We start from the raw sequence: 12595 nt of genomic DNA, 5'->3' as shown, positions 1-12595 counted from the left end.
AAAGCCTACCGAGATAACAAAGACAGGATATCAGCCTTAATTCAAATCCCCGATCTGAAAAAAGAAACCTACGGCCGAGATTTAACTGAAATGCTTCAACAAAAGCTGACCTTCGATGAAGTACTGGGTACGCCAGAGAAAAGCATTATGACCCGTCAACGCTTGAAAATCGTTCGCGATCAGCTATTTGGGCAGCTGGATAGCGCCAGGGTGATCTAATGTCAGAGAAACTTGATAAAATCGTTCAAGACATCACTGTCAAACATGGTGTACTTTTGGGCAAAGACGATCCAATCCTCATGCTTCAAACTATGAATGAACAACTGATTGAAGAAAATCGAAAAGCCCAACAGGATTTGCTGGTACAGTTCCGAGAGGAAATGGAAGGCATTTCCTCTCAATGGAAAGATGATGCCAAAGAAAAAGCTGAAAAGGTTCTCAATGCAGCATTGGCCAGTAGTAAAGAAGCTATAACCAAATTGCTGCATGAATCTACTAAAGAATCGGTTCAAGCTATACAGAAATTGATCTCTGACTCATTGATTGAGGCTCACTCCTTCACGCAAAAGACACAGCAATTTAGTAAATTTGCATTGGTATCTTCAGTCACATTGTTTGCTACCTCTTGTATGATTCTCTTATTGTTTTGTAAATAAGTAATGTATTTATTCAAACTACATAAAGAGTCCCTGTATATCTCTATTGCCCCAGATTGGGGCTTCTCATTTTTATCAACTAAACTTATAACATAAATATTTTAGACGAGTACTTGTCAGACAAAAAAATCTGATGCAATTTTTAAACTCTGAACCTGAGTGCCCTATACACAATAAATTAACATTGGAAGAAGAATGACTAAGCCAGTACGTTTAATATTAAAAATTGTAGCGGAAACATCGGAAGACTTACTGTCAATTATTGAAGGTAAAAATACTTATAGAGACAGAAAACAACTTGGTCTTCTAATAAAATTTTTAAATGATCAATATGTTAAAGATTTTATTAAAGGTAGGCTTTATCTTAAAAATATTGAATATTTCAATAAAATTGAACAACGAGAAAACTTTCCTCTCAGAGAAGATGATCTAGAAGGTGTATCAGCAAGTTTTGATCCTGTAGGAGCCACTGATGGACGGCATCCCTTTGAACGTATGTAGCAGGATGAATCTGCGTCATTCAAGCTCAAAAAATATAAATATATTGTGCATGACTGGAATTCCACTAGAGGAGCCACACTTTTCGAAAAGAAAAGTTATTTTTTCTCATCAATTTCAAGAATTTGGAAATAAGGCAATTATCATCAAACCAGAATGCATTGCTACATTCTTAGAAAAAATTCATAAAGCCCTTAATAAAAAAGAATATTATTATGCATGTCCCGGGGAACCGTATCTACATACCCACGTAGATTATGAAGAAGATAGCTTCAGCGGCAGAATGGGCATATTTAGAAAGTTAAAGACCTATGAGTGGCAGCATGAATTTAGATTAGCAATATTCAGAGATTTAAAAAGGTCAAATCCACGCCCCATAATATTAAACATTGGTAACATAGAGAAATTATGCATCATTGCAGAAACCAGCGATTTAATAAAAAATGGAATTGAACTAACTCCGATTCCAAATTAATAAGGTATTCAAAGTGAAAAAATTACTTAAAGAATTAGAAGCCATTGATTTAGTTCATCAATAACTGAATCTATCTCTTCTGGCAAACCAAACAATCGGATTCGACGTGTACCTAAGGCACGCAAATGCCCAGCCCAAAGAAGCCGCATTCGCCCCAACTCATCAGAGCGAAATTGAATTGGAATAGAAAATACTGTTCCCCGGTTTTGAAATGTTTGTTTAATATTCTCCTTTAACCGAATTTTATCAATCAACTTACCCTCGCTGCGACATAACAATAGCAAATCATGATAATCTTTCATGCGACTATTAGCTGCACCCCGAGAAATGAGAGTTTCTAGTTTTTCGGCAAAAATGGTTTCAACGGGATATACTTCTAACGAAATAGGATCATCAAACAATGGCTTTTCTTTGTAATTAAAGGATGGCCACTCTAGTAATACTGGATCAACGACATCACCCACACCAATATCTACAAAAAATTTATCGCTCATCACCCCAAATTGAACGGCAATCCCTATTTGAAATCCAGGGTAATTCATATGTTGGTGATCTAAATCGTCAAGATGGATGAACTGCATCTGAAACCCATCATCCAGATTAAGTAAACAAATGTCTTGCATGATTAGCTCTACATTCGATTTTTCTGTATTTAGCCGCTTTGCCAGTAGATCAATATCGGTTGTTTCTCTACCAATAGTTAGGTAATAGGATAACAGCAACCCACCTTTAAATATGAATTTATCCGAATATTCAGAACGAGAAAGCCTGGCTAAAAATCGCTCTAAAACTAAAAGCTTCCAGACTTCATTAAAACTTTTACCATTTTCTTTGCCAATATGTTTCAGGCGTGCTTTTAAAGCTTGTTCATTCATGTTGTCACCGTCAAAATATAAGGCTCAAGATTAATTCGAAATTGTATTGCATACTGCTGAAGCTTTTTAATATCCAATTTTTTTGTCGCTCTACCACTCACAGCTGCTTTAAGCGCTTTAATGGCAATTTCCTTACTTAGATAGCGGAAAGCATCTATTATCGTTCTTTCCCTATCAAAAATGGCGACTGTTTCCTTTCCTATTGTATGCAGTGTTTTACCTGTTTTCATATCACGCATCCTGACAATACGTGTGTGTTCTCGTTTCGGTGCTGTAGTAGAATGAGGAACGGCTATCCAATGCTCTCTTGGCATTTCATCTGTCAATTCATAGAGAGTCAACGCTGAGACTAGACAGACTATCGCCTGCGGAATACTTTTAGAGATTATAATTAGATCTTCCCATTGAAAATCAGCATCAACAGAAGATTCAACACCACGATAAACGCCATGACCAATACGCTCAATCCGATTAGTTTTTACATAATAACTGAGTCGGCTGGGATGGATACCTGCTTCGCGTGCCTCTGCGGCGTAAAAGACTGGTCTTGCGAATAGTCCTTTCAATGTATGTTCATTACTTAGTTTCATAAGTATAATTTTAATATTAAAACCCAAAATCGTCAAATGGGTGTTAATATTAAAATTATATTATAAAAATACCATTGTAAAGTTTGTGTATTTAAGTGCGATACGGTTATATATTCCAGTGCTGTTGGAGTGACCAATTCTGAATAATTTATATAAAATCAATGAGTTATAAAATAATGGGGAATTGAAAGCTGTCTTTTCAGAGGTTAAACAGTGTTTTGGGTATTAGGTAAATCAAAATGCCTCTTTCCTGCTCTTTTTCAATTACGTAAGCTCTCTATTTAACAACACAGCTCACTAATACAAGTTCTACAATTTAGATGTTAATCCACTAGCGTTTATGAAAGATGAATGATCGTCATGCTGATAACTATGATGTATTATCTTTATTTCAATGGCTATATTAAATAGCTCAAGACATATCAAGACATTGGAAGGAAGAAATGGAATATATTGATTTGCTGAATAACGATCCAGGATATGTGTGTGCATGGCTTCGTTGTTTAATATTATTTTGTTTAAGTGTTTTGCTATTTAGATTTACAAATCACCGATTTAATCTAAATACCCCTATGGATTTTTTAATTATTGCTATTGCTGGTGGTGTGATTAGCAGAGGGATTGTTGCCGCTAACTCATTAGGAATTACCATAGAAGCATTACTCACTCTGGTCTTTTTCCACCTCATTCTCTCTAAAGTCTGTTTTTACTTTAGTAGCATTGGATTCTTATTCAAAGGAAGCTCTCATTATTTGGTTAAAAATGGAAAATTAGACTATAAAAACATGAAACGTTTTAGCATCAGTGAAAATGATCTTTTAGCCCAGTTACGCCAAAAATTAAATACTGAAAATCTTGATGCTATTAATACCGCTATCCTTGAAAGAACGGGCAACATCTCTTTTATAATCAAAAAAGAATAAAGAATAATGAGTTCGCTTATATCTATTTGAGTTATAAGGCAGATGAAACGCCATGTAAAAATATAGCACCAAAAATAAGCAGTATAATCAAAGCGCCTATTAAATTTAATGAATTCATCTTTTTACGAAAAAAGATGAATCCGATGACCATTAAGACAGAGATGAATACGATAATACCCACTATCCAAGGGAAACTCACGATGATTCCTCTACGCGTTGATACTTGTTAGGATGCGAATGATTATTCTCTGTGGAAGAGCCATCTTCCTTTGCGCACGAAGTAAGATTGAAGCCTACGATAAGAACACTTATCAAATAAACCAATTTAATTTTAGCCATTATTCCGTCCTTTTAAATGAATAATGACTTCATCATAGCATACAAAAATAGTAGCCTGGTTAATCTATTTTGAACTATTTATCGTGACTTAATCCAGGATTTAATTTTGTTAAAAACTCCAATAGGTTAAAAATAGCGTGTGCATTAGTAGGATTAGGATAGTAATGCACCTTATTTAAAAACTTAGGTTGATTATTGTAAGTTAAAACAACCATTAGTGTTTCTTGATTCAATACATTATTAAACAGATATTCTATTAATCCAGGACATTTGGTACGCGTTTCAAAACCGTCATCAATTAATACAAAATCATATACGCCATTTTGTGATAACTCTAAGGCTGAATCAATATCCCAAGCAAAATTGACCGCAACATTAAATTTAGCCAGTTGTTTGCGCAACATAATACGGCTACCTAATGAGGCATTCACTATCAATATTCGGAATACTCGTTCCATATCACTCTCCAATACACCGCATTGGGGTAAATCAAAACACTTATTCAGCACTGCCTTCTTTAACGCGTAACAATCGTAAACCATTGGCCACCACTATAAGACTAGCCCCCATATCGGCAAAAACAGCCATCCATAAAGTTGCAATACCACTAAGAGCCAAAATGAAAAACACGCCTTTAATAGCAATTGAAAGACTTATATTTTGAAACAAAATACGCGCAGTCTTCCGACTTATATCAATATAGATGGGTAACATAGAAAGATTATCATTCATCAACGCAATATCTGCAGTCTCTAAAGCAGTATCTGTTCCTTTACCCATAGCAAAACTGACAGTAGCTTTAGCTAAAGCTGGCGCATCATTAATTCCGTCACCAACCATGCCTACAGCCCCATATTGCTCTAATAATAAAGTGATCTCCCTCATCTTATCTGTAGGTAATACATTGGCTTTTACTTCATCAATCCCCACTTGTTTTGCAATCGCTTGAGCTGTAACCGCATTATCGCCAGTGAGCATAGCGGTTTTTATCCCTTGTTGATGAAGCTTAGCGACTGCTTCAATACTGGTTTCACGTAACGTATCTGCGACCGCAAAGATAGCTAATACCTTTGTTGTATCACTAAGTACTACCGTGGTTTTACCTTGTGACTCTAATTCTTCTAGCTGCTTTTCAACCTCAGCATCACATACTTTATTGTCTTCAGCTAATTGATGATTTCCTACGTAATATAATTTTTCTTCAACCAATCCTTTAACCCCTCGCCCAGGCAAGGCAGAAAATTGGCTCACCTCTAATAATGGCTCTTGGGCTTGATTCTGACTCCAATAAGTAACCAGGGCATGTGCTACAGGATGTTCAGAGTGACTATCAATGCTCGCAGTGATTAATAACAATTGCGCCTTACTTAAGTCTGTATCATAACTGATGAAATCCGTAACTTTCGGTTTTCCTTCTGTTAGAGTCCCGGTTTTATCTAGAGCAATCAGTCGCAATTTATGCCCTGTTTCAAGATAGTTTCCTCCTTTAATAAGCAATCCCATTTTCGCAGCTGCGGCCAATCCACTGACTACGGTAACTGGAGTAGAAATAACTAAAGCACAAGGACATGCAATAACTAATAAAGTAAGTGCCATATAAAGCCAATCATAAAAAGGATATCCAAACGCCAATGGTGGAATTAAAGCAATCAGAACAGCAATCAAAACCATAATAGGCGTATAATATTTAGAAAACTCGTCAACAAAACGCTGCGTAGGAGCACGCTCTGTTTGAGCTTGTTCAATGGCTTTACCAATTTTTGCTAGTAGTGTATCACCCGCTAATTTACTCACTTTAAATTCGAAACTGCCATGTTCATTTAATGTTCCAGCAAAAACGCTATCCCCCACTTGTTTACTCACCGGCATTGATTCTCCGGTTATAGGAGCCTGATTTACAGTACTTTGACCAGAAACAATTACTCCATCAAGTGCAATACGCTCACCGGGTTTAACTTTAACGAGCGCCTTGAGCGGCACTTGCTGCACTGGTGAGGATAACCAGGAACCATCCGCTTGCTTCACTAATGCAACGTCTGGTGCGATTTGCATTAAACTGCGTATTGCCAAACGTGCTTTATCTAAAGAATAACGCTCTATTCGTTCTGCAAGTGCAAACAAGACAGTGACCATGGCTGCCTCAGGCCATGCCCCTATAAAAAAAGCACCGATGATTGCAATGAGCATTAAACTATTAATGTTCATCGCTCTAGCTCGCAAAGCCATAAAACCTTTCTTGAAAGTAGGTGGTCCACTTAAAACTATTGCTATCAATGCAGGCACAATGACCCAAATCGAATATTCTGTTCCACCAGAATAAGCGACTATTTCTGAAAAAAGGGCAAAAAAAGCAGATATTATTATGATGGTCCAAGAAATATCCCGTCCCTCTTTCCTATCCAACTCCTTTGAGGCATTAAGCGTTTTAGGCTGTGCCCCCATACCTAATGATTCAATCCTTTGCTGTAGTTCATCGATATTTACAGCCTGATGATGTATCGTCACCTCTTCGGCAATAAAGTTGAAATCAAGAGAATCCACTTCAGGCACATTTTGAAATTGCTTTCTGATGAGCTTCTCTTCGGAAGGGCAATCCAATCCAGGCACTAAAAAGGTAGTGGATATCAAATTACTCATAATGACGCTCCGCATTGACCACAAAATTTAGATCCCATTTTGATTGCAGCGCCACAACGGCAAGTTGTCGCTGTAGACATATCGTTACCACATTGACCGCAAAAGCGCGCATCAGGTGCTACATAGGATTGGCATTGCATGCAAACCTTGTTATTTGAAGCACCAGAATTTGAATTGTAGTACCCTCCGTGCTTGCTTCTACCGTGATGTCCACCTTGATATCCACCACCATGATGGCCATTCATAAAGTTTGCGAAAATTCGTTTAAAAATGCCCATTTTAATTCTCCTTCTCTTCGGTAAAGTGATTAATCATGTCATCTAAAATACAACGGACATGAGTATCGAAAATACGGTAGTAAATGTATTTGCCTTCACGCTCGGCAATGAGTAGTCTGGCAGAGCGTAGCAAACTTAAATGATGACTGGCTAAAGGAACGGATAACTGGAGTTCATCAGCTAATTCGGACACAGATTTAGGACTATTAAAACAGGCTAATAATAATTTAAGGCGATTGGGCTCACCCATGATGTGAAGTGTGTCAGTTAAAGCTGTAATTTGGTCATCATTCATAATGATTCACCTAACAGTTAAACACTTAAACAAGTATTTAACTGTAAATTTAGATGATGAAACCCAATTAGTCAAAGTGACGTACTTCTAATTTAAAGATAACGTTATGATTTAACTCTCTTTAATTATTTTTTTGTTTTTCTTTTCACGTGCATGAAAAACATAATAAAGACCTGGTAAAACTAACAGGGTAAGAAAGGTGGAGGAGATAATTCCACCAATCACCACTGTCGCTAACGGTCGTTGCACCTCTGATCCCGTGCCTGTTGCTAAGGCCATGGGTACAAACCCAAGTGAGGCTACAAGAGCAGTCATTAATACTGGGCGTAAGCGTGCAAGAGAACCTTGTAAAACAGCATCTTTTAAATAAAAACCTTTTTGCTCGCGTAGTTTATTAATAAAGGTAATCATTACGAGACCATTCAGTACAGCAACACCAGATAACGCAATAAAACCAACCCCTGCAGAAATAGAAAAAGGAATGCCTCGTAACCATAAAGCAAAGACACCGCCGGTCAAAGCCAGGGGAATTCCGGTAAAAACCAGCAAGGCGTTCTTAACATCACCGAAGCTCATGAACAATAAAAGAAAAATTCCAAGCAAAGTAATGGGAATAACAATTTGCAATCTGGCTGACGCTGATTGTAATTGCTCAAACTGCCCACCCCACGCAATCCAGTAGCCACTAGGCAATGTCACATCTTGGGAAATTCGTTGTTTAGCAGTTATCACAAAGGAGCTTAAATCACTACCACGTACGTTCGCAGTGACCACTATTCTGCGCTTGCCTATTTCACGGCTTATTTGATTAGGACTTTCGCTGCGCACGAATTTAGCTACTTCACTTAAAGGAATAAAATGCTTTTCTCCGTCTTTAGCTAGAGGTAAAGGAATAAATACCTGTCTTAAGACATCAGAACTTGAGCGCACCTCTTCAGGCAAACGAACTACTAAATCAAAACGTTTATCCCCTTCAAAAAGCTCTCCACCTTTCTTGCCGCCAGTTGCAATGACAATGGCATCTTGAACAGTTCCAATTTGCAGGCCATAGCGCGCTAAGGCATCGCGATTAATCTCAACAGTTAAAAGAGGCAAACCACTCACCTGCTCTACTTTCACATCTGCAGCGCCTGGTATTTTCTGAAGTTGTGCACTCACTTGCTCTGCAATCTCCAGCAAAGTATCCATATCATCACCAAATACTTTAACCGCAACATCACTACGTACACCAGAAATTAACTCATTAAAGCGCATTTGTATGGGCTGGGTAAATTCATAGTTATTACCAGGAACCTGTTTTACCGCCTCTTCGATTTCCGCAACTAACTCCTGTTTTGTCTTTTTAGGATTAGGCCACTCTTTACGCGGCTTTAACATAATAAAGGTATCAGCAACGTTAGGAGGCATAGGATCTGTAGCAACCTCTGCAGTCCCCAATTTTGCAAATACTGTTTTCACTTCAGGAAATTGTCTCACCTTTTGCTCTACCAAATCTTGCATGGCTATCGCTTGCGTTAAGCTTGTACCTGGTATGCGCATGGCATGCATCGCAATATCCCCTTCATCCAGGCTCGGAATAAATTCACCACCCAAACGAAACGCAAGAAGCAGGCTCACAACTAATAGCATTACCGCCCCACCAATCACCCATTTCCTTGCATGAAAACAACGGCGTAATACATATTCATAACCGTGCGACACATGCATGACCAGCCAATTTTCTTTTTCCTGGACACGTCCACTTAAAAAAATCGCAATAGCTGCTGGAACAAAGGTTAGTGCGAAAAGCATGGAAGCCATCAAGGCCAAAATAACGGTTTCAGCCATTGGTAAAAACATCTTACCTTCAACCCCGGTTAGGGTAAGGATAGGTAGATACACGACCGTAATAATAAACACACCAAAAATACTGGGGCGAATCACCTCAGTAGTTGCATAAGAAATTACTTTTAAACGCTCCTCTAGTGACAAGAGGCGCTTCAATTCATGTTGCTTCTCACCTAAATGCTTAATGCAGTTTTCGACAATAATTACTGCACCATCGACAATCAGACCAAAATCAAGGGCACCAAGACTCATGAGATTCGCACTGATTTTATTAGTCACCATTCCGGTAATGGTCAGCAACATGGAAAGTGGTATGACCATAGCGGTAATTAACGCCGCTCGGATATTACCTAAAAACAAGAAGAGCACCACACAAACCAGCAAAGCACCTTCAAGCAAATTTTTCTTAACCGTATTAATGGTTGCATTCACCAGGGAGGTACGATTATAAACAGTGACAGCCTCGACACCTGCAGGTAAAGATTTATTAATCTCTTTCATTTTCTCAGCTACACGCACAGATACCGTTCGGCTGTTTTCGCCCATGAGCATAAATACCGTACCCAATACCACCTCCTGACCATTTTCAGTGGCAGCTCCTGTACGCAACTCTTTACCTAAAGCAACCTCAGCAACATCGCGTATGCGAATGGGTGTGCCTTCAAAACTGGCAATAACAATGTTTTCAATATCGGGAATGTTTTGAACTTGTCCTGGCACACGGATAAGATTTTGCTCACCATTATGCTCAATATAACCTGCACCCACATTGGCATTATTACGTTGTAAGGCCTCTACGACATCGTTTAGATTTAAATTATAGCGAACCAGTTTGAAGGGATCTGGGGTAATATGAAATTGCTTTTCATAACCACCAATGGTGTTTACTTCCGCAACACCCTCAACATTTCGTAATTGAGGTTTAATAATCCAATCTTGTATAGTACGTAATTCTGTAGGATTGTACTGTTTCTTCTGGTCTGTATTGGGTTTATTAGTAACCGTATACATGAAAATTTCCCCAAGACCTGTAGAAATAGGACCTAACGTGGTTTCAGATTCAGGAGGAAGTTTGTCTTTTACTTCTTGCAGACGTTCATTAATCAATTGTCGTGCAAAGAAAATATTGGTTCCATCTTTAAAAACAACAGTGACCTGAGATAAGCCATATCGCGATAAAGAACGAGTGTAATCCAGATTAGGCAGCCCACTGAGAGCCAACTCGATAGGAAAGGTTATCCGTTGTTCTACTTCATATGGAGAATACCCTGATGCTTGGGTATTAATTTGTACTTGAACATTGGTAATATCCGGTACAGCATCGATAGGTAGCCGTTGAAAGTTATAAACGCCTAAAAGCGCAATAACTAAGGTAAACAACAGAACAAACCAGCGATGTTTTAAAGAAAAACGTATTATTTTTTCCAGCATGTTGCATCCTTAGTGCTCGTGGCTCGCGCCTTCCTTACCCAGTTCTGCCTTTAAATAAAAACTATTTTTTGTCACATAGTTCTGTCCTGCATTAAGCCCCGATACTACTTCAACCCAAGTATCATCTCGTTGTCCTAGAGTAACTGGAGTCGCTTCATAATTATCACCTTGCTGAACAAACACCACATCCTCATCGTTAATTCGCTGTAATCCAGATAAAAGAACTGCCACAGGAACTGTTTTTTCTTTGATGATGATATGGCCGTTGACATACATACCTGGCAACCAAAGTCGCTGCTCATTAGGCAAAATAGCGCGTGCCAATGTTGTTTGGCTGTCCTCAATCCCTAATGGTGCAATGTAAGAAATAACGCTGTCTGTTTTAGGCTTGCCTTCATCACCTGTGACAATAATTGGCATTCCTTGTTTTATCAAAGGAGCTTCTTTGCGATAGAGCGTAAAATCTGCCCAAACATCATTTAAATTAGCAATGTCGTAAATAGGTTTTGTATTTTGTGCCAATTCACCATTCGTTGCATATTTTTGTACGATAGTCCCTGTGATTGGTGCATTAATCGTATAACTTTGCAGACTTTCATTACTCTCTATCGTGACCAACGGTTGTCCTTTGCTAATCTCATCGCCCAGGCTTTTATTCATTGTTTTAATAATGCCGGCATAACGTGCATATATAGGCGTCATGGTGTCGCGATTAGGAAGTATTTTTCCTACCACTTTTAGCTTGGTTTTTATTGTTTGACTTTCTGCGGCCCCAATCTGAATGTCTGCAGCTTTTAACATCGCGGGGAGTAATTTAATCCGTCCTTCATACGTTTCATAACTCCACTTATAATCGGTTCCTGCCACGTTTAATTGAATAGATACATCAAAAGAATGCGGCTCTTCAATAATTTGTTGGCTTTGCAAAAAACTATCCATGGGGATAAAAGTAACTGCATCTTTCTTTTTATTAAATCGCGTCAATTCTAAATTAAGTTGAATCTTCTCAGGAGAGATGAGTTTTCCATCTTGATACACATAAGCTCGAAAATGAGGAGGCATTCCTTTTTCAAATATAAGTAATTCAAGAGAAACAGCACCCTCTTTAAAAAGTCGTCCGCCTTTGGGACCTTTTTCGCTTTCTTCATGCTCGCTTTCTGCAGCACCGCCGTGGTCTTCACTTGCAAAAAGCGGCGCCACCCCTATTGCATATAAAACAAAAGACAATAATAAAAAGGAAAAAAAGGGTTTCATTATTTTCATTTACTATCCTTAAGCGTCTGTAATCCCAATAGTCCGGTGAGTTGAATTAATGCTTTGTGATAATCAGCATGAGCTTGTTGATAATGTCGCTCTTCTTCAAATAAAGAATTTAATGAAGTTGACAATTCTATGTATGTATAACGACCCATTTGGTAACCATCTTTAGCAAGCTTAATTGATTTACGTGCCAAAGGTAGCAGTGAATCAGTGACAAGTTTCGCTTCATACTGACTCTGTTGCGCTTGTAAAAACAAAACATAAGCATTTTGCCTCACCTCCAGGCGCATTCCTTGAAATTCGTGTGCAGTCTGGGTGAGTTGAGCTTCTGCAGTGAATATCTTCCCTTGATTTCTGTCAAAAGTGGGAACCTGTGCGAACGCTGACATGACAGCTGCGTTGCTGCCATCATCCGAAAAATGACGTCCACCTAATTGAATATTTAAATCTGGCCATACCGATTTTTTAACTGCCGTAATGGTGGCTCTCTTTGCCTGTAGCGACAACTGCA

Annotated in this window: 13 protein-coding genes and 1 pseudogene; 5 read left to right on the top strand and 9 right to left on the bottom strand. The window is 38.5% G+C overall.

What is annotated here, in order from left to right:
• From Q0495_RS09430 to Q0495_RS09415, 4 genes and pseudogenes are all read left to right on the top strand, one after another.
• Window positions 1-219: pseudogene (locus Q0495_RS09430) on the top strand (conjugal transfer protein TraL); the annotation flags it as partial.
• Window positions 219-656 carry a conjugal transfer protein TraM gene (locus Q0495_RS09425; RefSeq protein WP_298625324.1) on the top strand — a complete coding sequence of 146 codons (438 nt, stop codon included), beginning with the start codon at window positions 219-221 and terminating at the stop codon, window positions 654-656. The pseudogene Q0495_RS09430 and the gene Q0495_RS09425, both read left to right, overlap by 1 nt.
• A gap of 195 nt (window positions 657-851) precedes the next feature.
• Complete coding sequence (locus Q0495_RS09420; protein ID WP_298625321.1) at window positions 852-1157, top strand: hypothetical protein; 306 nt, start codon at window positions 852-854, stop codon at window positions 1155-1157.
• Entirely contained in the window at window positions 1129-1629 is a 501-nt protein-coding gene (locus tag Q0495_RS09415) for a hypothetical protein (protein WP_298625318.1), read from the top strand. Before Q0495_RS09420 ends, Q0495_RS09415 begins: the two co-directional genes overlap by 29 nt.
• 26 nt (window positions 1630-1655) lie before the next feature.
• Here Q0495_RS09415 and Q0495_RS09410 read toward each other — a convergent pair whose 3' ends face one another.
• Window positions 1656-2504 carry a nucleotidyl transferase AbiEii/AbiGii toxin family protein gene (locus Q0495_RS09410; protein ID WP_298625315.1) on the bottom strand — a complete coding sequence of 283 codons (849 nt, stop codon included), beginning with the start codon at window positions 2502-2504 and terminating at the stop codon, window positions 1656-1658.
• Window positions 2501-3094, bottom strand: coding sequence for a type IV toxin-antitoxin system AbiEi family antitoxin domain-containing protein (locus Q0495_RS09405; RefSeq protein WP_298625313.1), 594 nt, complete (start codon window positions 3092-3094; stop codon window positions 2501-2503). The genes Q0495_RS09410 and Q0495_RS09405 overlap by 4 nt, the downstream gene beginning before the upstream one ends.
• A gap of 443 nt (window positions 3095-3537) precedes the next feature.
• Here Q0495_RS09405 and Q0495_RS09400 point away from each other — a divergent pair, with 443 nt between their 5' ends.
• Entirely contained in the window at window positions 3538-4017 is a 480-nt protein-coding gene (locus tag Q0495_RS09400; RefSeq protein ID WP_298625311.1) for a DUF421 domain-containing protein, read from the top strand.
• 413 nt (window positions 4018-4430) lie between these two features.
• On the opposite strand, the gene Q0495_RS09395 is transcribed toward Q0495_RS09400, so the two are convergent.
• The 7 genes from Q0495_RS09395 to Q0495_RS09365 form a co-directional block, all read right to left on the bottom strand.
• Window positions 4431-4814, bottom strand: coding sequence for a hypothetical protein (locus Q0495_RS09395; protein ID WP_298625308.1), 384 nt, complete (start codon window positions 4812-4814; stop codon window positions 4431-4433).
• Between the two features lie 40 nt (window positions 4815-4854).
• Window positions 4855-6993, bottom strand: coding sequence for a cation-translocating P-type ATPase (locus Q0495_RS09390; RefSeq protein WP_298625305.1), 2139 nt, complete (start codon window positions 6991-6993; stop codon window positions 4855-4857).
• Window positions 6990-7271, bottom strand: coding sequence for a zinc ribbon domain-containing protein (locus tag Q0495_RS09385; RefSeq protein WP_298625302.1), 282 nt, complete (start codon window positions 7269-7271; stop codon window positions 6990-6992). Before Q0495_RS09385 ends, Q0495_RS09390 begins: the two co-directional genes overlap by 4 nt.
• A gap of 1 nt (window position 7272) precedes the next feature.
• Complete coding sequence (locus Q0495_RS09380) at window positions 7273-7569, bottom strand: helix-turn-helix transcriptional regulator (RefSeq protein ID WP_298625327.1); 297 nt, start codon at window positions 7567-7569, stop codon at window positions 7273-7275.
• A 108-nt stretch (window positions 7570-7677) separates the two neighbouring features.
• A complete protein-coding gene (locus Q0495_RS09375) occupies window positions 7678-10824 on the bottom strand; it encodes a CusA/CzcA family heavy metal efflux RND transporter (RefSeq protein WP_298625299.1) in 3147 nt (1048 codons plus the stop codon).
• 9 nt (window positions 10825-10833) lie between these two features.
• Complete coding sequence (locus tag Q0495_RS09370; RefSeq protein ID WP_298625296.1) at window positions 10834-12087, bottom strand: efflux RND transporter periplasmic adaptor subunit; 1254 nt, start codon at window positions 12085-12087, stop codon at window positions 10834-10836.
• The coding region (locus Q0495_RS09365) for a TolC family protein (RefSeq protein ID WP_298625295.1) at window positions 12084-12595 on the bottom strand (512 nt) is incomplete at its 5' end. The genes Q0495_RS09365 and Q0495_RS09370, both read right to left, overlap by 4 nt.

The sequence above is a fragment of the uncultured Legionella sp. genome, from assembly GCF_937871865.1.
Classification (GTDB): Bacteria; Pseudomonadota; Gammaproteobacteria; order Legionellales; family Legionellaceae; genus Legionella.
This window is presented reverse-complemented; position numbering and strand designations above follow the sequence as displayed.